Annotated in this window: 19 protein-coding genes; 13 read left to right on the top strand and 6 right to left on the bottom strand. The window is 60.9% G+C overall.

Annotated features, from left to right (window positions below; genetic code table 11):
* Positions 1-222: 222 nt before the first annotated feature.
* The 5 genes from HS101_12640 to HS101_12620 all read left to right on the top strand — a co-directional run bounded on the left by HS101_12640 (position 223) and on the right by HS101_12620 (position 6151).
* On the top strand, positions 223-1239 hold the full coding sequence (locus HS101_12640; GenBank protein MBE7507110.1) for a dipeptide epimerase: 1017 nt from the start codon (positions 223-225) through the stop codon (positions 1237-1239).
* A 324-nt stretch (positions 1240-1563) separates the two neighbouring features.
* A complete protein-coding gene (locus HS101_12635) occupies positions 1564-2796 on the top strand; it encodes a GntR family transcriptional regulator (GenBank protein MBE7507109.1) in 1233 nt (410 codons plus the stop codon).
* Between the two features lie 311 nt (positions 2797-3107).
* Positions 3108-3857: a hypothetical protein gene (locus tag HS101_12630; protein ID MBE7507108.1), complete on the top strand. Its 750-nt coding sequence runs from the start codon at positions 3108-3110 to the stop codon at positions 3855-3857.
* A gap of 64 nt (positions 3858-3921) precedes the next feature.
* Positions 3922-4638 carry a reverse transcriptase-like protein gene (locus HS101_12625; protein MBE7507107.1) on the top strand — a complete coding sequence of 239 codons (717 nt, stop codon included), beginning with the start codon at positions 3922-3924 and terminating at the stop codon, positions 4636-4638.
* Between the two features lie 193 nt (positions 4639-4831).
* Positions 4832-6151, top strand: a complete 1320-nt coding sequence (locus HS101_12620; GenBank protein MBE7507106.1) for an IS1380 family transposase — start codon at positions 4832-4834, stop codon at positions 6149-6151.
* 138 nt (positions 6152-6289) lie between these two features.
* Here the strand turns inward: HS101_12620 and HS101_12615 are convergent, their stop codons facing one another.
* Positions 6290-6763 (bottom strand): winged helix-turn-helix transcriptional regulator, encoded by a 474-nt coding sequence (locus tag HS101_12615; protein MBE7507105.1) that lies wholly within the window; start codon positions 6761-6763, stop codon positions 6290-6292.
* Between the two features lie 390 nt (positions 6764-7153).
* Here HS101_12615 and HS101_12610 point away from each other — a divergent pair, with 390 nt between their 5' ends.
* The 6 genes from HS101_12610 to HS101_12585 all read left to right on the top strand — a co-directional run bounded on the left by HS101_12610 (position 7154) and on the right by HS101_12585 (position 15277).
* Positions 7154-8959: a TolC family protein gene (locus HS101_12610; GenBank protein ID MBE7507104.1), complete on the top strand. Its 1806-nt coding sequence runs from the start codon at positions 7154-7156 to the stop codon at positions 8957-8959.
* 60 nt (positions 8960-9019) lie between these two features.
* Entirely contained in the window at positions 9020-10846 is a 1827-nt protein-coding gene (locus tag HS101_12605; GenBank protein ID MBE7507103.1) for a hypothetical protein, read from the top strand.
* 49 nt (positions 10847-10895) lie between these two features.
* Entirely contained in the window at positions 10896-11897 is a 1002-nt protein-coding gene (locus HS101_12600; GenBank protein ID MBE7507102.1) for a WYL domain-containing transcriptional regulator, read from the top strand.
* Positions 11888-12340: a D-tyrosyl-tRNA(Tyr) deacylase gene (locus tag HS101_12595; protein MBE7507101.1), complete on the top strand. Its 453-nt coding sequence runs from the start codon at positions 11888-11890 to the stop codon at positions 12338-12340. Before HS101_12600 ends, HS101_12595 begins: the two co-directional genes overlap by 10 nt.
* A gap of 81 nt (positions 12341-12421) precedes the next feature.
* Positions 12422-12724, top strand: a complete 303-nt coding sequence (locus HS101_12590) for a winged helix-turn-helix transcriptional regulator (protein ID MBE7507100.1) — start codon at positions 12422-12424, stop codon at positions 12722-12724.
* Positions 12725-12775: 51 nt separating this feature from the next.
* A complete protein-coding gene (locus HS101_12585) occupies positions 12776-15277 on the top strand; it encodes an FAD-dependent oxidoreductase (protein MBE7507099.1) in 2502 nt (833 codons plus the stop codon).
* Between the two features lie 66 nt (positions 15278-15343).
* Here the strand turns inward: HS101_12585 and HS101_12580 are convergent, their stop codons facing one another.
* The gene (locus HS101_12580) at positions 15344-15832 is read right to left on the bottom strand and encodes a hypothetical protein (protein ID MBE7507098.1); all 489 of its coding nucleotides are present in this window, start codon (positions 15830-15832) and stop codon (positions 15344-15346) included.
* A 30-nt stretch (positions 15833-15862) separates the two neighbouring features.
* Positions 15863-16645, bottom strand: coding sequence for a hypothetical protein (locus tag HS101_12575; GenBank protein MBE7507097.1), 783 nt, complete (start codon positions 16643-16645; stop codon positions 15863-15865).
* 233 nt (positions 16646-16878) lie between these two features.
* Between HS101_12575 and HS101_12570 the strand changes: the two genes are divergently transcribed.
* The gene (locus tag HS101_12570; protein ID MBE7507096.1) at positions 16879-17301 is read left to right on the top strand and encodes an Rrf2 family transcriptional regulator; all 423 of its coding nucleotides are present in this window, start codon (positions 16879-16881) and stop codon (positions 17299-17301) included.
* Between the two features lie 45 nt (positions 17302-17346).
* Here HS101_12570 and HS101_12565 read toward each other — a convergent pair whose 3' ends face one another.
* From HS101_12565 to HS101_12555, 3 genes are all read right to left on the bottom strand, one after another.
* Entirely contained in the window at positions 17347-18492 is a 1146-nt protein-coding gene (locus HS101_12565; GenBank protein MBE7507095.1) for an acyl-CoA dehydrogenase family protein, read from the bottom strand.
* A 68-nt stretch (positions 18493-18560) separates the two neighbouring features.
* Entirely contained in the window at positions 18561-19262 is a 702-nt protein-coding gene (locus HS101_12560) for an ABC transporter ATP-binding protein (protein MBE7507094.1), read from the bottom strand.
* Complete coding sequence (locus HS101_12555) at positions 19255-20388, bottom strand: ABC transporter permease (GenBank protein MBE7507093.1); 1134 nt, start codon at positions 20386-20388, stop codon at positions 19255-19257. The genes HS101_12560 and HS101_12555 overlap by 8 nt, the downstream gene beginning before the upstream one ends.
* Before the next feature lie 219 nt (positions 20389-20607).
* Between HS101_12555 and HS101_12550 the strand changes: the two genes are divergently transcribed.
* A complete protein-coding gene (locus HS101_12550) occupies positions 20608-22026 on the top strand; it encodes a PQQ-dependent sugar dehydrogenase (GenBank protein ID MBE7507092.1) in 1419 nt (472 codons plus the stop codon).
* Positions 22027-22078 lie beyond the last annotated feature (52 nt).

Below are 22078 nucleotides of genomic sequence, written 5' to 3'. Positions count from 1 at the left end.
GGTACCGGACAGACCACGCCGGGAGACCATCGAACGTTTCACCTGATTTCTGGCACAAAGTCATGAAGTACGGCGGCCCTCAAAGCCCCTAAGGGCAGGCCGCCGCTTACATAACAAAGGCATCTACATCATAATTCCTTCGCGGACGGTGAGAATATCAGCTTAGTTATCGGCCGAAAAGGGCGAATGATGAAAATCACATGGTCTCGAATGAGACTGAAAATGGCCAGACCCTTCCGGACATCGAAGGCAGTCCGTACGGACAAGGAGACAATCTGGGTAATAGTCCACGATGACGGCGTGCAGGGATCGGGGGAGGTGGTTCCCATGGATACCTACGGTCAAACCCTGGAATCCGCAGAGCTTACGCTCTCAAAGATCGCCGCCAGAGCGTTTAGGGATGCGGAGGAGCTCGGTTCGGCCATTGAGGGGCTTACCGGCGAATTTGGTGACCAACTTGCGACTGTGGCCGGTCTGGATGCCGCTTTTCTCGATTGGCAGGGTAAAAAGAGGGGCGAGCCGACCTGGCAGGGCATTGGGGTGACGGACCCTTCCCTGCCATTGACCTCATTTTCGCTGGGGCTTGAGTCGGACCAGGACTTGCTCGCTGCGCACGTTCGGGAGGCTGCGTCGTTTCCCATTCTCAAGATCAAATTAGGGACAAAGCAGGATGAGCGCATCCTCGAAGTCATTCGGCGCGAGGCGCCGACGGCGATTATCCGGGTCGATGCGAACATGGCCTGGAGCGTCGACGAGGCGCTGAGAAAGCTGCCCATGCTGGCGATGTATGACGTTGAATTCGTCGAGCAGCCGCTGGCGGCTGATGATCTCGAAGGGCTGAGAAAACTCAAGCGGGCCGGCGTTTTACCGATCGTCGCGGATGAAAGCTGCGTGCGTCCGAATGACATTGATCGCATGGTGGGTCACGTCGATGGCATCAACATCAAGCTGAGCAAGTGCGGTGGGATTCGACAGGGGTTGGAGATGATTCGTCGAGCGCGAGACGCGGGTCTGCGAATCATGCTGGGCTGCATGGTGGAGAGTTCGCTGGGGATCGCCGCCGCCCTGCAGCTCGCACCGCTGGTGGATTGGATCGACTTGGACGGCCACTTACTGCTCGCCGAGGACCCGTTTTCGGGGATTGGCGGCGCAGGCGGTGTCCTGCGTCTCTCCCCGGAGCCGGGGCTGGGTGTTTTTCCCAGACAATTCCGCAATTCTGTGGCCGCCGTAAACTCGTAATCCGATTAAGGCCAATTGGTTAAGTCAAAAATGAGCCGGCATACAACTCGTCCTTGACTGACGCCCGATATATGCAAGAATTTACTTGTACCGGCGAATGACTCTCGAAGGCCTCCTACCCGCCCCTTCGATCTCCCGTCGCGGCGACTCGGTTTCGGCCGAACTCGACTCGCGAAAGCCCATCCGGCCGGTTCATCGCATGACAGGCTGAATGTCTGACGCGCGCCTGCGTTCATTTTGGGGCATGCTCCAAATTGTGCACCGTCGCGGCAGGCCGTCGGCCTTTCGGGCGATCGTCCTCGCAAAAAATATGGGAGATCGCACATGCAGCACGATTCCTTGCCGCACATCGCGGAAAGGGGTTTGCCGGAAGCCCGACGCCTCAGCTACAAATTCCAGAGAATCCGAGAGCAGCTTCGGCAAGCGATCCGACGCGGAGATTTTTCGGGACAACTGCCCGGAGAGCGCGAACTCGGTCGCCGCTTCGAAGCAAACGCCAAGACCATCAATAAGGCGCTGTGCGACCTGGCCAGCGAAGGCCTGCTCGTCCGCGTCATCGGGCGGGGTACTTTCGTCGCCGATGGAAACGGTCGAACCTCGACAGATCCGTCGGAGAAGGTGTTCCATCTGTTCGACGCAGCGGACTGTTCGACAATGCCTCACCGCAAGGCGATGATCGCGGCGATCGGCAGCGCCCTCTCCCGCAAAGGCCACAAGCTGGAGTGTCACCGCATCGAGCGACTGGACGAGCATGGCAGGATCTCGGCGGGCTCGTGGCACTCATCGCATCGCCGAACATCGGGCGGACTGATCTCGTTTCCCGCGGATCGCCTCTCGGGCGGCAACGGCGGGCTCGACGAAAAGCTGGTCCTCGAGGCATGGCGACGCCATGTGCCCATGATCGTGCTTTCGGGTTGTGCCGATGATCTCAAGCTCAGCGCCGTCATGCCGGATTACGTCGCGGCGGGTTTCAATAGTGCCGAACACCTGTTCCTCATCGGCTGTCGTCGCGTCGTGGTGCTGACTAGCGATCAGGCCGGCCGCGAAACGGGCATGGTGATGACGGGCTGTCGAACGGCAGCCCTGCGACACGATTGTCTCGTTACACGACTTCACACAGGCGAAAAAGACTGGCCGGGTCGCCTGCTTTCCGAAATGGGGAACGCCAACGGGGATGCGGCGACGACGCACAAGGCCGCGGTTGGAATCGTCTGCGTGGGTTCGTGCGCGCTCGCGGCGGCTCGCGCGGACACGACTGTCGCACGCCTGGTGACCTGTGGTGAGCTTGCAGTTACCTGCATCATGGAACCCGGGGACGCGACACCGCAGCAGACGAATCTGACGGCATACGAATTCGATGTGAATAAGATTGCCGACTGGACGGCGCGGCTGCTGTTGGATGCGCGGCAGGGTCAACGGCCCATCGAGGTGATCGTTCCCGGCGAGCTGTGCATTCGGGAGACGGTTCGTCCGCAATCGAGTCATAACGGTCGAAACGGCACACACGCCAAGGGAGCGATTCCCTCACGAATGAGCGCGGTTGATGCCTTGATTTAACAAGTGTTGTCCGAATGCGGCCCGGGGCGGGAGGGCGCTCTGCGGCGCTACGGACAATGCCTCCGATCCGAATGGGGGGGAGCGAACGCGTCGGCTTTTCGCCGGCGCGTTTGCTTTTTCCGGCTGCCAAGGCAGGCTCCAAAGGGTATCGGGCGGCCGGCCGCAACCGATCGCGGCATCAATTCTGGACCGGGCGCCCAGGCTCGGAGTTGTAGCGGATCGGATTGACGGTCATAATAGCTTTGCTCTGGACAAACTGTCCGTTGCAAATACCGCCGTCCGTCCGAAGCAAAGAAAGGACTCGACCTCGCATGGGAGCCACCCTCGACGCACTGCATCGCCTTCAGGAGGTCGAGTTGCAGATCGCGGAGATCAATCGCGGCATCCACCGCAAGGCCCGAATCGTCAAACAGCACGAGTCGCGTGTCGCCGAGTTGGATGAACAGATTAAGCGCGCCCAGGATGGGATTCGCGCGAGTCAGATGGAGACGGATCGCCTGGACCTCGACGTCAAGTCGCGCGAAGTCGAGATATCGAAACTCCGGGCCGCCCTTCAAACCGCCAAAACGAACAAAGAATATTCCGCCATTCTCACCCAGTTGAATACCTTCAAGGCTGACAGCAGCAAGGTCGAGGATCGGGTTCTGGCCCTGATGGGCGAGCTTGATAAGAAGCGCCAGGAACAGGCGGCGATCAAAGAGGAGCGCGCCGCGGAACTGGAGCGGCTCAGCCAATCCCAGAAGGTGGTTGAGGAGGCGAACGCCAAGGCCAAGAATCGACTCGAGACGCTCATGTCAGAACGGGCGGCCGCAGCGGCGGTGGTCCCTCCGGGCGCGCTGGATATCTTCGAGCGCATCGCTCGCAAGAATGATGGCGAGGCAATGGCGAGGGTAATCCGCACCAATCCGAAGCGCGCCGAATACGCCTGCGACGGATGCAACATGTCCATCACCATTGAGCAGGTCAACGCGGTTTTGTCGCGCGACGAAGCCACCCCGTGCAACATCTGCGGACGCATCCTCTACATGGAATCGGCCGGAACCGCGGGCACTCGGCGGTGAATCGGCTGAGCGGTAACCTCCTCCAAGGCCATCGCGCAGTGGAAGAGATTCTGACGAGTTCCCTATGAAGCTGGTGATTTATATTGACGGCGGGGCAAGGGGCAATCCCGGTCCAGCGGGCGGCGGCGTGGTCATTCACGACGATGAGGGGACCGCGCAGCTTGAAGCGGGCTTTTACCTCGGCCGGATGACCAACAACGTCGCTGAATACTCCGCCCTGCTGAAGGCCCTGGAGGTCGCGCACCGCCTGTCCGCCGAGCAATTGCTCATCCATTCCGACAGCGAACTGCTCGTCAAGCAGATCAACGGCGAATATCGCGTCAAGAATCCGGGCCTTCAGACGCTCTTTGACGAGGCGATGTCCCGGTTGAAGAAGTTTTCGAAGTGGACGGTGCGACACGTGCGCCGGGAAGGCAACGCCCGAGCCGACGAACTGGCCAACCTCGCCATGGATGCGGGCGAGGACGTCATCGAAATCGACTTTTCGGACGGGTCTGAGTCGACAACGACCGGCAAGGCACAATCGGCAACCGAGGCCGGCGAGGCTTCGGAGTACACGGTCGCGTGCACAAGATCGCCGTCGAAGGGTACATGCCCCGCCGATTGCAGGAAGGGCGACGCATTTGATGTCACCGACGTGACACCCGAGGGCCTGTGTATTCATGCGGCGATCGGCGTGCTGGGGGTCATCACAGCGGCTCATCAAGGCGGGCCATCACGCAGCGCAGAATGCACCAAGCCCGGCTGCGGGGCGACGTTTACGATCGATGCAGCGCATTGAATCTCCCCTCACCGAAGATCGCGGCCGTTTTCGACCATGGCCGGCGAAAAAACTGATTAGCCCGAATATTTCATCAGGTCGGCGTTGAATAGGAATAGAAAAAGCCTCGAAGCCTTGTAGACTGGGGTTTCTTAAGAACATTCCGGTCCATAGGCAGGGAGGCTTTTTCGTGACAGACTGTAACAGCAAACCGATGTTCTTTTCCAGTCTCGGCCGCAAGAAAATCGTGGCCGATTTCACAGGCGGAACGCTCACCTCAGACGCCGGGGGTCTGCTGCTTCGGGAGGTCGAGCGGCGTCTGGGCCTGGTCGATCAACTGGCCGGGGTCATCAACGACCCGCGTGATCCGGCCCGAATTCAACATGACCAGCGGGTCATGCTGGCCCAGCGCATCTTTGCCATTGCGATGGGCTACGAAGATCTCAACGACCATCAAGCCCTGCGGAGCGATCCCGTGCTGGCGGTCCTGACCGGGCGGCCGCCGAGCGCGGATGAGCCGCTGGCCAGCAGTCCGACCTTGTGCCGGCTGGAGAACCGCGTCACGCGCGGCGACCTGGCACGAATGTCGCGTGTGCTGGTGGAGCAGTTCATCGCGTCCTATGAATCGCCGCCGGAGGAATTGATCCTCGACTTCGACGCGACCGACGATCCGATCCACGGCAACCAGGAAGGCCGCTTCTTCCACGGCTATTACGACCACCACTGCTTCCTACCGCTGTATGTGTTCTGCGGCTCGCGGCTGCTGGTCTCCTACCTGCGGCCCAGCAACATCGACGGGGCCCATCACGCCTGGCCCATCCTGAAGCTGCTGGTGCAGCGCTTGCGACAGGCGTGGCCCGGGGTGCGGATCATCGTCCGCGGGGATTCCGGCTTCTGCCGCCGGCGAATGATGAAATGGTGCGACCGGCACGGCGTCAAGTACGTGCTGGGCCTGGCCCGCAACACCGTCCTGGAGAAAGCGGCCGAGTCCTTCATGCAGGCGGCCGAGGCCCAGTTCGCCACCACGCAGCAGAAGGTGCGGAACTTCCACGAGATCGAGTACGCGGCGCAGACCTGGGATCGCCCGCGCCGCGTGATCGTCAAGGCCGAGCGGCTGGTTCAGGGGCCCAACGTTCGATTCGTGGTGACCAACCTGACCGACCGCACGCCGAACGATATCTACGACGGTCTGTACACGGCCCGCGGCGACATGGAGAACCGCATCAAGGAGCAGCAGCTCGGGCTCTTCGCCGATCGCACCAGTTGCCACGCCTTCCTGGCCAATCAGTTCCGGCTGCTGTTGTCCTCGGCGGCCTACGTCCTGGTGGAAACGCTGCGCCGCACGGCCCTGGCCGGCACCGAACTGGCCGAGGCCCAGGTGAACACCATTCGCCTGAAACTCCTCAAGGTCGCCGCGCGGGTGGTCGTCTCCGTGCGCCGCGTCGTACTGCGACTGTCGAGCAGCTGCCCCCTGCAGGACCTGTGGCGATCCCTGGTTCCACGACTCCGCCTGATCCCGCCCGCCCCATCATGACCCGAAAAACAACCTGATCACCGCTTGGGGGTAAGGGGGCCCTGCGCGCTCCAACCTCCACCTTCGTCCCTCCGCTCACGCACAAAGCCGAAAAACTCCGTCCATCACCATTCGAAGATCACTGATGAAATATGCGGGTTAGTCGAACTCCAGATTGAAGCCCGGAGTTGCGGCGGCCATTGGTTCTTCCGGTGCTTCCGATTGAGCGTGTTCGTTGGTTGGTGCTGGAGTCAACGACTGAGACTCTCGCTTCGTGACTGCGTCGGAGAGGTTGGTTGGCCTTGGCGGGGCCGGGACAAATGCGCTGGGGCCACGGGCGAGGATTCTGGCGGTCGCGGTCTGGATGACGCCGTCGTCGGGCGGACGAATCTCCGCGAGAAACACCCGAAGCGGGTCGAGCGAGCCCGGCCGGATTGCGTAAAGCCGCTCCTGACGTCGGCGGGTCTCGGTCAATAGCCCTGCCTGCCGGAGGATGGCGAGGTGCTTGGAGATGGCGGGCCTCTGCTGATCGAAGTGGGCCGCGATGGCGCCTGCCGGCATCTGCTTTCCGGACAAGAGGCGAAGGATGGCACGTCGCGTGGGGTCTGAGATCGCCGGGAACACGTCGTCCATGATTATGTTCCTTTTTGGTTACGTAGCGCTATCGGAACATAACCTGAGAAAACTTGAGCCCGGGCGAAAAGGCGGCTTGGGATCGAGCTCGGGACGGGTGCGGGGCCCGGGGAGGCCTGACCGGCAGAGCGAGACTTTGGAGTCGGTCGGCCCGGTGGCCCGGGACCGGTTCGGACTCGACGGCCCATAGATGAGAGCCCACTGAAAAAACATTCCAGCGGGGCCGCAGACTAGAGAGTTTGCCCGAGTTTTGCCGTTGTATCAGTATTGGCAACGGGTTTGACAGCGGTCGTCGGCCCCCTTAAAAGGCGAGGCCCTGCGGTGAATTCTGAGATTCGCCATTTGGGGCGGCCTCCTTATCAGCACAGGATTCTGGAACCGGTTCCTTCCATGCAGCGAGCTTCCCTCTACGCCATCGTTTCGTTCGCCGCGGCCTTCAGTACTTGCTTTACCGTCGGTTGTCAGAAGGACGCGGTAACGGTCGATTCCGCGCAGGTCGCCGAGTACCAGGATCGGATGGCCGAGGCACCCAAGAGCCAGACGGCGCCGGAGCTTGCGAACATCGATCGCCCGGCACCGGTCGACCTTAGCGGTGAACCGAGATCGTCTGCCGGAAACCTCTCCCTTGATACGACGATCTGGCTGCAGCTTCCGGACCCAATCAAGGCCGAGGAAGTCTTTAAGAAGCGGCTGGAGGTAACCCGTTTCAGCCAGAACATCAAACGGGAGTATGAGAATATCTACGAAGCGGCCCTTGAGAAGATCAGGGAGATCTCCCGTCCCAATGTGCTTCGCCTGGCTTTGTCGGACTGTCTTCGCCGGACATTGGCGAACAACTACCAGATACGGCTGGACGGCTATGCGCCGGCGATCAGCGCGGCCCAGGTGGTGCAGGCCGAGGCGGCGTTCGACATGGCTTTTTTCGCCAATGTCAACCGCAACAACACCGATCAGCCGACGCCTTCGGCCCTGATTGCCTCGCAAACCGACACAACGGTGGTCAACGGCGGGATTCGCAAGCTGCTGGCGACCGGGGCACAGGTCACGCTGACGCAGCAAATGACCCGCATCGATAATCCGGGGTTTCAATTCCAGCTATTGAATCCGTCGTGGACGCAGACGTTTGTGGCCGAGATTCGACAGCCGGTTCTGCGTAACTTCGGCATCGACTTCAACCGCGCACAAATCAACATTCGCAAGAATGAGCAGAAGATCAATCAGGAGGCCTTCAGGGCCCGGGTGATCGAGACGCTGAACAACGCCGAGCGGGCCTACTGGGCCCTCGCAGGCGCTCGACGCGACGTGGTGGTGAGCGCGGAGCTGCTGGCCGAGGCGAACCTCACGCTCTCGCAGATCGAGGCACGCAAAGACTTCGACGCGTATCAGACCCTTCTGTTCCGCAGCCAGGCGGCGGTCAAGGCTCGCGAGTTCGAGTACATCGACGTGAAGAATCGCGTTCGCAATGCCGAGGATCAGCTTCTCAACCTGATGAACGATCCCGAGTGGCCGATGTCGAACGAGTACGAGATTCTACCGATCGATGAACCGACCACGGCCGCGATCCTCCGCGATCGGTATCATGCGGTTCAGACGGCCATCGAATGCCGGCCGGAGATCATCCAGGCGCGGGTGGGCGTCGATAACACGCGGCTTCAACTGGGGATTGCCAAGAACCAGGCGTTGCCGCAGCTCGACGTCGTCTATCGTATGACCGTGAACGGGCTTGGGCCCAGCGCGGATCGCGCGTTCGATCAGCAGACGGGCGGCAACTTCATCGATCAATATATCGGCATGGAGTTTCTGTGGAACTTCGGCGAGCGCGCCGAGCGGGCGGGGATACGCATCGCGAAGCTTCAGCAGTCGCAGGCCGTCTTTCAGTACAAACGGTCACTCGACGACATCATCACCGACTGCCGCGTCGCCCTCCGCAATCTGGAGACGAACTTCGAACAGCTTGGACCGAGTCACGAAGCTGTTACGTCCTCATCCGAGAATCTTCGCTCGCTTCAGGAGCGGCAGGAGCGCAAGAGCCCGGAACAGCTTGATACCATTCTCAATTCTCAGGTCAGTCTGGCCCAGGCGCGGCGGGGGCTTCTGACAGCGTTGGTGAATTACAATCAGGGCATCATTGACGTTGAGCGGGCTAAGGGTACGCTGCTCGAATACAACAACGTCGTACTCTCCGAAGAGCCGTAAGCGGCGCTATTCGCGGTTTTTTCGAATCGCCCGATTGTATCTCACGAGCTACCCTCACGGATGATGCTGCCCCTCGCACAGGTTGCCATGGACGAGTCGCTGCCGGGCATCGTCCGGGGCGTCATTCGGCATGCCGATGCGGTTTCCTATTTTTTGATTGCGCTTGGCATTGCGTGTCAGGCTCTTCATCGTCGACTTCCGGGAGGACTGGGAACCTCTATTCTCGTCGGCGCCGTGAGCCTGGCGGCTGGTTTGACGGTCGTTTCGAGGGAAGCGACGGCGTGGACGCTTTACTCGGCCTGCCACATCACTTCGACACTCTGCGTCCTTTGGGCGGTGATGGGCTGGTTCTCGTCGCTCTTCAAGTCCAAGCAGGTCAAAGGGGAAGCGCCGCATACAAGTCGGGTCTTTTTTGCGTGGGCCCTGGTGACCGGCGTTTCGGGGGCGGTCCTCGTACTCAACACGCTGGTCGGCCTGACCTTGTCTCGCGTCCTGAACCCGTCATGGCTGCATGCCGGACAGCCAACGGGAAAGGAATGGTGGGACATCATCGCCCTGCTCATCGCCGTTCTCGTCTGGACGCTATCCGGACGCCGGCCGCAGCAACCGGTGATGCTGCTCATCCTTTCGGCGATGCTGGTGTGGTGGAGCGGATTGATGATCCCCGAAGCGGCCACACGATCGGGGGAATCGTCGATGATCTTCGAGCGGTTTCGACCGGCATGGTGGAGCTGGACGCTTCAGTTGCAAGTGGGCCTGAGCTGCGTGGTGGTGACGGCGGCGTTGTTTCAGGACTTGCTCTACCGCAATCGTCAGAATCGGGCCTGGCCGGACCGATTGGGGGAACTGTCGGCGCCCTATTCGCGATGGCCTATGTTCATTCAGGTGGAGGCGATGCTGGCGGCGGCGGTGCTGATCCTGGGTGTTTACGTCATTGTGCGGCGCGAACCGTTGGGGCCGGAGGCGGCATTCGTGGGCGTCGCGGCAACGACGGCCACGGGCGTGGTCAGCATGTTCATGACCTATCGGCGATGGAGTGCCAATACCGCTGCACTAGGGATCAGCCTGCTTACGGCGGCGGCGGCTCTTTTCGCGTGCCTGATCGGGGGCTTCATCGGCGGCGCCTCGGACGCTTATGCAGACCGAATGCCCGCCACCTTTAACGCGGTATTGTTCGCCCTGGCGATCATGTTCGGTTTCTGGCGGTGGATGGCAGCCTTCTGGCGACAGCAGCTATTAGGCAAGGAGGCGTGGACGACGGCGGGACGATTGATTCCCTATGCCCGACGCGCGGCATTCGTCATCGCGGCGCTGGCGATGCTGACGGCGTTTCAAATGGCGCTTTGGCCGGAGATGGTGCCGACGAGCGGCGATGACCGCAGTTGGGGGCGGCTTGTTTCGGGCGTCTGCGCGATCGGGCTCATCGTGCTCTTGGCTTCGCGAGCGGCGATCCGCGACGGCTCCAGCTCGATGGCCACTCTGAGCGTGGCCGTGGCGATTTCGGGGTTCACTTTCATTTTTGTGAGAATTCCGACGTCGGCGCTGCGCGGGTGGATTCTTCAATATCACGCGGTTGTGTTCGGCGGGCTGGTGATTCCGGTTCTATTGGCGGCGGAGTCGGCGGTTCACTCGAAGGCGAGATGCTTCGAGAAGCCGCTTTGGACCCTGGCGATGCTCCTACTTCCGAGTGCCGCAATCATTGCACTCCTTTCTCCGGTCGCTTTGCCCGCGGAATGGGTTCGTCCGGCGACGCTGGCGATGGTGGGCGCTGCGTACTGCCTGGCGGGCCGCCGCGAGCATCGTCGCGCGATCCTGATATTGGGTGTCGTATTACTGATTGCCGCGGCTTCAAGTTTGCAAAGCGCCTACGGATCGAATACTCTGTGACGAGCAGTTCGCAACGGAAGGACGCATCTCGCGATCGCCCGATAGTCACATGAATGTCTCCAGAGTCGTTCGACTTCTGAAGTTGATTACCACGCTGCGATCAGGCCGGCCGTATGACGCGGACGCCCTCGCCGCCCAGATCGGCGTCTCCCGGCGAACGCTCTTCCGCGACCTTTCCATGCTCGATCAGGCAGGCGTGCCGTATCGCTTCGAGCACACCAAGAGCGTCTACGCGATCTCGGACTCCTTCTTTCTGCCCGCCCTTCATCTTGAGTTTGACGAGGCCCTGGCACTGCTGCTCACCACGCGGAAGTTCCTGTCTCGCCAGGTTCACCCGGCCTATGAGAAGGCGCTGAGCGCCGCCCTGAAGATCGAGAGCTCGATTCCGGCGAGCGTACTGAATCACTGCGGGAAGATACTCGAGGGAATCTCGGTTCGGTTCCCGCAAACGACGCCGACGGACTTGACGTCGGGCATTTTTCGCACGCTTCACCACGCCCTGTCGCATCGCAAGCGGCTGCGCGTCTGTTACGACTCCGTATATGACCGGAAGGAGTTGACCCTGGAGCTTGAGCCCCGGCGGCTGATCTTCATGTCCCGCGGCTGGTATCTGCTGGCGATGAGTCCGACGCACGGTGAGACGCGGACGTTCAAACTGGATCGCTTCGTGAGCGTGACGCCGCTCGATGAGACGTTTGAAATGGAGCCCGGCGGTTTCGACGAACGAGCCTACTTCGGCAACGCGTGGAGCATGATTCCCGACGGTAAGTTGTACGAGGTTCGACTGCTGTTCAAGGCGGAAGTGGCGTCGAGCGTGGAGGAGGTCATGTGGCACTCGACGCAATCGACCGTCCGGCAGGCGGATCAGTCGCTGCTGTTTGAGGCGACGGTGGATGGGTTGCGGGAAATCAGTTCCTGGATCCTCGGATACGCCGGTCAGGTGGAGGTTCTGGGGCCGCCGGAGCTCAGAGAGCGCGTCCGCGAGCGGGCCCAGCAACTCGTCAACTCACTCAGCGGACCGAGTCGCGAGGGCGATACGGCGTGCGCATAATTGTCCAGCGGGTCGGGCCATCGGCGGTCGTGGTCGATGGGACGGAGACGGGGCGGATCGATCGGGGGCTCCTGCTGTACGTCGGCATCGGCCGCGAGGACAGCGATGAGGATGCCGCATTTCTGGCGAAGAAGATCGCGACGCTGCGAATCTTTGAAGACGACGCCGGGAAAATGAACCTCGATGTGAGCCAGATCGGCGGCGCGGCGCTGGCGATCAGCAATTTTTCGCTCTACGCGGACACGAGCCGGGGGCGCAGGCCGGCTTTCGTGGATGCGGCCCCGCCTGAGCAGGCGGTAAAAATCTACGAGCAATTCTGTGCAGAGTTACGGGCCCTGGGCGTTCACGTCGAGACGGGCCGGTTTCGCGAGACGATGGCGGTTCACAGCGTGAACGACGGGCCGATCAATATCATTCTCGAATCGCCTGGCAGAACGCCGTAAAAGGGCCGTTTGGGGGGATTCGGGGGCGAAGGGGCGAATATCCTCGCTTGACATATAAAATAATTATGATATATTTATTACATGAGCATCAAGCCGAAATCGGGCATCTCGATGGAGACCCTTGAGCGATGCGCCGCGGCGTTTCGCGTGCTTTCCCATGCGCACCGGCTCAAGATCGTCGAACTCCTCGCGGAGCATGACCTTGCCGTCGGTGAGCTGGCCGATCGCCTCGGCCTTTCACAGGCCGCGTGCAGCCAGCATCTCAACCTGATGAGGGCCCACGGTCTGCTGGCCGCGCGGCGCCACGGCAAGACGGTTTATTACGAAGTCGCCAACCCCAGCGCGCTTAAGATACTGGAGTGCATCCGCAAGCACGAAGCTTAGCGCCGCGGGTGTGGACAGGTGGGGTCGTCGTCAGCAACAGGAGGCAATCACATGGCAACACGGAAAAAACTCGTCATCATCGGCGGAGTGGCCGGCGGGGCCACCGCCGCGGCCCGGGCCCGTCGCCTGAGTGAGCCGGCGGAGATCGTCGTGCTCGAGCGTGGGCCTTACGTCTCATTTGCCAATTGCGGACTGCCCTATCACATCGGTGGAGAGATTGCCGACCGTGCGAAGCTGTTCCTTCAGACGCCGGAGAGCCTCAGGGCCCGACACAATCTCGACGTTCGCGTTCGCAACGAGGTGCTTTCCATCGACCGGACAGAAAAGAAGGTTCGCATTCGTAACCTGGAAAGCGGCCTCGAGTACGACGAGGCTTATGACCATCTGATTATTTCCACCGGCGCCGGGCCGATCCGTCCGCCGCTGCCGGGTATTGATCATCCGAAGATTTTTACACTTCGCACCATTCCGGACATGGACCGGATCAAGACGGCTGCCGAGTCGGCGCAAAGCGCCCTGGTCATTGGCGGCGGATTCATCGGTCTGGAAATGGCCGAGAATCTTCGCCGCCGCGGGATGAGCGTCCACCTTGTCGAAATGCTCGACCAGCTCATGCCGCCTTTGGACAAGGAGATGACCTCTGCTATCGCGCAACAACTCAGGCTGCACGGCGTTGAACTGCGCCTGTCGGATGCTGTCGAGTCGTTCGACGATGCAGAGGGCGCGGTCACGGCGAAGCTCAAGAGCGGCACGGCGCTGACGGCGGACATGGTTGTGCTTTCCATCGGCGTCAGGGCTGAGTCGAAGCTGGCAAAGGAGGCCGGGCTGACGATCGGCGAGCGTGGCGGCATTGCCGTCAACGACCAGATGCAAACCAGCGACCCTGATATCTATGCCGTCGGCGATGCCGTCATCACCAAGGATTTCGTGACCCGAGCCGATACGCTTATCCCGCTTGCCGGGCCGGCCAATCGACAAGGGCGTATCGCGGCGGACAACATTTTCGGCAAGACATCTCACTATCGCGGTTCGCAGGGGACGAGCATTGTCCGCGTGTTTGACCTCGTGGTCGCAATGACCGGCGCCAGCGAAAAGGTTCTTCGTCGGGCTGGCATTGATTTTGAGAAGGTCTATCTACACCCGGCTCATCACGTCGATTATTTCCCCGGCGCCGAGCAGATGGCGATCAAGTTGCTGTTCAGCAAGGACGACGGTCGCGTCCTCGGGGCACAGATCACCGGCGGTCAGGGCGTGGACAACCGCATCAATGTGCTGGCGACGGCGATTCAGGCAGGGATGACGGTCTTCGACCTGGAGCAGATGGAGTTGGCTTATGCGCCGCAGTTCGGCGCGGCCAAGGACCCGATCAACATGGCCGGCTTCGTCGCGGCGAATGTCGTTCGCGGCGATGTGAGAATCGCCCACGCCGACGATCTTACGGGTGACCTGCTGCTCGACGTTCGAACAATCGCCGAGCATGAGGCCGGGGCGATTCCCGCCTCCACGCTCATCCCGATCGATGAGCTGCGCCGCCGGGCCGGTGAATTGCCAAAGGACCGGCCGATCGTGGCCTACTGCGCCGTCGGGCTCCGCGGCTACACGGCAGCGCGCATACTGTCGCAGCTTGGCTACGACGTGCGCAACCTTTCGGGAGGGTATAAGACCTACCGCATGTTCCATCCGGAGGCGCAAGCGCCCCCTACGACACCGTGTGATGGGCCGGCCGAGTGCCGAGACGGTGACGGAGCAAAACAAACTGCAAGTCGAACGAACGCGACCGTCATCAGCGCCGCCGGCAAAGGCGCCGAAGTCGCCGCGACGAAGGAGATTGACGTTCGAGGGCAACAGTGTCCGGGACCGATCGTCGCCATTGGCGATTCACTGCGCACCCTGACGGACGGCGATGTGCTGCGTATCCGGTCGACGGACCCGGGATTCGCGGCGGATGTTCCGGCGTGGTGCCGGCAGACCGGCAATGAGTTATTGCAGGTCCGGCCCGAGAACGGACATTTTGTGGCGACCATCCGCAAGCACGCCGGGGCAGCGGCCGGGCAGGAAGCGGCGGGGACACCGCAGGCGACTGGGCGGGACAAGACGATCATCGTTTTCTCCAGCGATCTCGATCGGGTGATGGCGGCGTTTATCATCGCCAACGGGGCGGCGTCCATGGGGCAGAAGGTGACGTTGTTCTTCACTTTCTGGGGTCTGAACGTGCTTCGAAAACAGGGCGCTTCTTCAGGCGTTAAGCCGCTGATGGACAAGCTCTTTGGCTGGATGATGCCTGCCGGACCGGATCGGCTGGGGCTGTCAAAGATGAACATGGCGGGACTGGGCACGGCGATGATGAAACGAACGATGCGCGCCAAGAAGGTGGCGCCGCTCGCGGAGCTCATGACAACGGCAATGAAGGGCGGAGTGCGCATGGTGGCGTGCGCCATGTCGATGGACGTGATGGGCATTCACAAGGACGAGTTAATGGAGGGCATCGAAATCGGCGGCGTCGGCACCTATCTCGATGCGACGTCCACGGCGAATGCGAATCTGTTTATTTAGCCTCTGGGCGAATGAAGTGAAAGAGCGTGCGCAACCGAGGCGTGGCAGGCGGTCCGTCCACGGGAACTATTCGAGAAACGGACCGAAGGCGTGATGGTAGCCGTCGAACATCTGTCGCGTCTTCGTTCGGACGGCGGGGTCGTCGAGTTCGTCCAGGCGCTTGAGTTCGAAGGCCGTCGAGAAGTAGAAGAACTTCATCTCTTCGCGAAAATGCTCCACCGGGGGTTCGAGCCACTCGAGCCCTGCTTCCTCAAAGCCCATCTCCACGAACTCGCGCATCGTGTCGCCGGACTCCTCGATCTTCTCCTCGAGGTCTTCGCTCTTCCATCGGTCGTCGGTCAGAATGCCCACGCGAATCTGCGGGATGAGCGGGCGCACGGCGATCTCGAACCAGACGTGCTCGTTCGCCGACGACTGCCATCGCGTTGCCAGGGTCGAGCCGTCAGGGCGATCATGGCGCTTTGAAGACGAGAATCGGGCATCCGACGAGAGTTGATCCTCGAACGATCCTCGAAAGTTCTCGACTACATCCTTTTGCGAAGCGGTGAGCGTCATCGGTGCTTCATCTCCCAAACATCGCCGAGATCAACCGGGCGATCGGACCTTGATCGAATCCCGGGCCCCCAGCCAGACCAGGATCTGCCGCCGTAGCAGCGTGAGAGGCCGGAAAATAGTTCGGTGCCATCTTATCCAAAAAGGCGGTCGATACGAACGGTCTATCTGGCTGCCGGCAAGCTGGTCGGGGCGTAGGCGTCGCCAGTGCTTGATAATGTGGTACTTGTCGGAGGCCTGAAGAATGTCGCGGATCATTCTAAATGGCCAGACCTCGCCGCCCCGGTTCGCCGGGACGAACCAGGATATCTGGAAGTCGATCAGATGAGGGAGACCATCGTCGCCCAGGAGGATGTTCTCTCGCTTCTCCAGGTCGACATAAGCCGCGCCGCGGGCATGGACGGCGTCAATGAGGGCCGACAACCTCGGGAAGAATTCATCGTCAATCGTGTCATCCTTTTGCAGCGGCCGCCCCTCAACGTAGTCGTGCAGGATGCCGGTCCGGCCAAACCAACCGCGAAACGCCGGGACTCCAGGGATTCCCCGCATCAGGTGGAAGAGCCGGGCCTCGTGATTGGCCAAAAGTCCGCCGATCCACGACATCGGAAGTCCGAAGAGTGTCGCTGTCCTTCCCACTTTGAGCACGACCTTGTCGGCCTCTCCCTGATAAAGTCCCGTGACAGCGAAGAAATCATGCTTGAACGTTTTATCAAGACGGAGTTGTCGACCTTCAATGTCCAGAACTTCCGGCAGGTCGTCCGCGCCCAGCGCGCGAAGCCAGGGTCGAGTCGGTTGCTCCTCAAGAATCTTGGTCACTAAGGTCTTTCCCTGATAGCGTAACGAGCGGCAATTCACGAAAATACAGCCCGGCTTGAAACATTAACTCGACGCGAGAATCATAGCGAACTCGAAACTCGACACCTATCATCCTTTTTTTGGAGATCGGAAATACCGGCGTTGCACGTACCACGTCTTCATACGCCGGGGGGCCGCGACCGTGGTCTATCGCAATTCAGCCACGCAATGATCGCATCCCAGTGGGAGAAGAAATGTTAGGTAGGAAGACAGCGGCTTACGCGTTGCTGGCCATCTATGAAATCGCTCGACAACAGCGTGCAAACGAGGAACTGGGGGTTCGGGCACACGATATCTCTCAAAAACACCATCTGCCGAAGGCCTATGTCGCGAAAATCCTGAGCCAACTGGCCGGGGCCGGCGTTTTACAATCGGACAGGGGGCCGCGGGGCGGATTTCGGCTCAGCCGAGCAGAAGAGAAGATCTCGCTTTTTGACGTTTTCGAGGGTGTCGGCGCCCTGAAGCAGGGTCGAAATAAGGGCCCGGCGGTAAAGGGGTTGCCGCCCAGCGTGCAGACGATGCTCGATCGAGCCACCGGCGACATGAGCCGCCTTCTTAAGGAAAGTTTCAGCAAAATCACCGTCGGCGATTTGCTCCGTCGTGGGCAGGATGATTGAAAGCCAGTGCGGCCGGGCCCTCATGTCGAGCCAGGCCATGCCCCATCACAAACCCAGCATCGACGCGATGATGTTGCGCTGAATCTCCGAGGTGCCGGAGTAAAGCTGGCTTCCGACCGCGTCGCGCAGATCGCGCTCCAGTTCGCATTCGGTCATGTAGCCGTAGCCGCCAAAGACCTGAATCGCATCGAGCGAGGACTTTACGAAAGACTCCGACAGGTACAACTTCGCCATCGCGGCCTCGGCGACGGCAGACTTGCCCTGATCCTTGAGCCAGCCGATTTTGTAAACCAGCGGCCGCGCAGTTTCCAGACGCAGCTTCATGTCGACAATGCGATTGGCCACCGACTGAAATTTACCTATTGGCTTGCCGAATTGCTTGCGCATGCGTGCGTACTCGACGCATTTTTCCAGTTGGCGGCGCATCGTGCCCAGGCAGCTCGCCAGGATGCAGCTCCGCTCCCACTCCATCGAACAGTTGAACACTTCCGCGCCCCGGCTCTCACGACCGAGAAGATTCTCGGCGGGAACTTCGCAATTCTCGAAAATCAACTCTGCCATCGGGCTCGTCCGCAGGCCCATCTTGTCGAGCTTGCGGCTGATCGAAACGCCGGGAAAGTCCTTCTCAATGATGAAGCCGCAGACGCCGAGGACGCCCATGCTCTCGTTGAGCGTGCCGTACGCGACGATGACGTCGGCAATCTGGGCGTTGGTGACGAACATCTTCGTTCCGTTGAGGATGTATTTGCCGCCCTGTTTCACCACCTTTGTCTTCATCGCGAAGACATCGGAGCCGCTCTCCGGCTCGCTGGCGCCGTTGGCGCCGATGAGCGTCCCGTTCGACAAACCCGGGAGGTATTTTTCCTTTTGCGCCTCATTCCCGTAGAGCAAGATGGGGACGGAGTTGGTCCAGAGGTGGGCATTGATGGAGAAGAGCAGGCCCGCGTCTTTGCAACCGTAGCCCAGGCCCTCCATGACGGCGATGCCGGTGGCGACGTCACCGCCTGTGCCGCCGTACTTTTCCGGGACCGGCAGTCCCTGGACGCCGAATTCGGCGCAGCGGTTCCAGAATTCGCGGTTGAATTCGGCGTTATGATCGCGGGCGATCATGTCATCGTTCAACGACGTCTTCGCGAACTCGATCGCCGCGTTCTGCCATTCCTGTTGCTCAGGGGTCAGTCCAAAGTCCATGCAGGACTACCTTTGTTCAGTTTCCTTGAGTCCAAAGGACAATATGGTAGCGAGGATGCTTTACCGTGTCACAGCGGGTCGGGCGCGATACGGCCGTCCACCATTGAGACGATCCGCTCGGCACGCGCGGCGATTCCAGCATCGTGTGTCACGACGACCAGGGTGATGCGTCGTTCCCGGCGCAATTCATCAAGCAGGTCAAACAGCCGATTCCCGGACTTTGAGTCGAGCGCGCCCGTCGGCTCATCGGCGAGTAGGACGCGCGGCTCATTCGCCAGTGCCCGGGCAATGGCGACGCGCTGACGCTCCCCGCCGGATAGCGTCGTCGGCAAGGCACTGAGCCGATCACCGAGGCCCACGCGGTCCAGGAGGCCTGCTGCCCGGTCACGATGCGAGGATTGCTGAGCAGTGTCGCGGCTCATCATCGGCACCTGTACATTCTCAATCGCAGTCAGATTCGGCAGCAGATTGTGAAGCTGAAAGACGAGGCCGACCGCGAGGGCGCGAAATTCGTCCACAGCCTGGCCGCGCAGCAATGACAGATCCGTGCCGCCAACTTCGATCCGGCCTGCGTCCGGCCGGTCGATGGCCGCGATCATGTTCAACAGCGTGGACTTGCCGCAGCCTGATGGGCCGCAAATCGCGACGAACTCGCCCGAAGCGATGTCAAGATCGAGCCCGTCCAGCGCCTTGACGCGCCCTTCCTCGTAATGTTTGACGAGACCGCGGGCCGAAATGCCGCCGCCGTGACACCGGTCGGAGTTATTCATAGCGCAGGGCCTCCACCGGGGAGATTCTCGACGCCCGCCAGGCGGGCAGGATTCCGCCGAGCGCGCTCAGCACGACCGCCACGGCAAGGGCCCAAGCGAAGGGTTGCCAGTCAAAGACCGGATCAACGAACTGGTCGGCGATCGGCAGCCTCGCCGCCAGCATCGCAAGGCCCACCCCACCGAATGAGCCGATTACCCAGGCCAAAAGGCCGACGCCGGTAGCCTCGATCATGACCATGGTGACGATCCGTCGGCTCGGCCAGCCGAGGGCCCGCAGGACGCCGATCTCCCGAGTGCGCTCGTGCACCGACATCCACATGGTGTTCATCACGATGACCCCGCCTAGCACGATCGACAGAAAGCCGATGACGCCGACGACCGAATTGGCGATCTCCAACCCCTGATCGACTTTTTTATATTGGTCGGCCCCGGCGATCGCGACGATTTTGGCGTTGGTTCTTTCCATTCGAGTTGCCGCTTCCCGCGGATCAACTCCCGGCTTAAGCATCACCTGGAAATTCGTGACCTGGTCGGTCTTCTTGCAGACTTCCTGCAGGGACGGCAACGGCACGACGATGGCGGCGTTGAAGAAAACGACGTCGGTTTCGAAAATACCGACGATGGTGAACACCCGATGAGAGATCTGCACCTTTTCGCCGACAACCCGGCGAAGGGTCTTAGCGGCCACGGCGCCGAGCACGACCTCGTTTGCAGAGACAATGGCGCGACCGGCAACAATTCGATCGGCGTTTCGCTGCACCTCCTCAATCGGCAGACCCATGACGAAGCAAAACGGCGCTGGCCAAACCGGCATCACCTGCCAAAGGGCCGGCGTGACGCTTTCGACCGCCGGATCGGCCAAGAGCGCGGCTGTTGTCTCGCGCTCATCCAGCGAGCTGAAGATGTCCGCGGAGACGCCGCGCTGGAAGACCATGAGGTCCCCCTGGTTGAAGCGCAGCGACGCCTGTGTGGAAGCCCACAGCCCCCGTGCGATGCTGCCGAACGCGACGATTGATGCCGTGCCTACGGCCACACCCAATGCCGTCAGCAGGGTGCGCATGCGCTGGCGGTAGAGATTTCGCAGCGTCATCCCAGCCAGTGTCAGATCGCGTGTTGACTGCCTCACGAGCAACATCCTATGCGTGTCTATTGTTTTTCGCCCGCTCCGGATGAATCCTTTGCAAACTTTGCAAGAAACCAGTCGAGCAGAGACATGTCTCATATTGGAGGGGAATGCTGTTCCCGCATCCCCCGTTCAATCACTTCGTCCCGGCCAAATCAACAACTCCCACACTTCTTGTGTGGGCCACCGAGTCTGCCATCTGCATGGCGAAAGGAGCACCTCATGTTCATCCGTCGACCAGGGAAGCCGGGAAACTTCGTGAGGGGACTCGCGATTCTCACCGCGATCTGTGCGTCAGCGGCGACTCTTAACGCGGCTGTTCAACCCGGCAGCATCACCGTCAATCTTGATCCCGTGGCCACCGGCCTCGTATCGCCGACTGACCTCACCTCTCCAAATGATGGATCCGGCAGGCTCTTCATCACCGATCAGAACGGGCGCATTCGAATTGTCGACGGCGGCACGCTCCTCCCGACGCCGTTTCTCAATCTGACATCGTCGCTGCCCATGCTGGCCGCTGGATTCGACGAGCGCGGCCTGCTCGGTATGGCATTCCATCCCGATTACTCGAACAACGGTCGGTTTTTCGTCCGTTACAGCGCACCGCGCCCCGGCGCTCCCGGGGAGCCGTGTTTCGGCACGTCGCGCGGATGTCACGAGGAGCGCCTTTCGGAGTTTGCCGTCGATCCCATGAACGCGAATCTCGCAAACCCCGCATCAGAGCGCATCTTGTTTCGCGTCGACGAACCGCAATTCAATCATAACGGCGGCGATCTTGAGTTCGGCCCGGACGGTTTCCTCTACTTCGGATTGGGGGACGGCGGCGGGGCGCACGATGGACTGGCGGATGTCCCTCCGTCACATGGGCCAATCGGCAATGGGCAGAACACCAATGTTCTGCTTGGAAAAATTCTTCGTATCGACGTCAACGGCCCGCCCGCCATGGGCCTTGAGTATGCGATCCCGGCGGGCAACCCATTCGCGGCCGGACCCGGCCTGGATGAAATTTATGCATATGGGTTCCGCAACCCCTTCAAGCTTTCATTCGACGACGGTCCCGGCGGTGACGGCTCATTGCTCGTCGCGGATGTCGGCCAAAACCTCTTCGAAGAAATCGATCGAGTTCAAAACGGCGGCAACTACGGCTGGGTCACGCGCGAGGGCTTCCACTGCTTTGATCCACTTAATCCGACTACCCCACCGGCCATGTGCAGTTCGACAGGTGCCGGCGGCGAGCCGCTGCTCGATCCCATTGCGGAGTACGATCACACCGACGGCATTTCCGTCATCGGTGGATTCGTCTATCGCGGCTCTCTGTTTCCCGAGCTGGTTGGAAAGTACATCTTCGGAGACTTCAGCACGAGCTTTGCCACCCCCGCGGGTCGGCTGTTCTACATCGACATTGAAGGCGATCCCTCACAGATATTTGAATTCATCAACGGACCGATGGACTTGCCGCTGGGATTGTTCGTCAAGGGGTTCGGCGAAGACGCTAATGGTGAGATTTATCTGCTTGCCTCGACGCTCCTGGGTCCCATCGGCACGGGCGGACAGGTGCTGCATGTGACGCCGGAGCCTGCGACACTTGGCGCGCTGCTCCTGGGCGCCGCCCTATTCCTTCGAAGACGCCGCCGCTCCTGATTGCGCGGTCGCGTTCTTAATCCTGGTTCCCTTTTCGGAGCAGAGCCGACCC

This window comes from Planctomycetia bacterium (assembly GCA_015075745.1).
Taxonomy (GTDB): Bacteria; Planctomycetota; Phycisphaerae; order UBA1845; family UTPLA1; genus UTPLA1.
The sequence above is the reverse complement of the archived record's forward strand: the minus strand, read 5'-3'. Positions and strand labels throughout refer to the sequence as shown.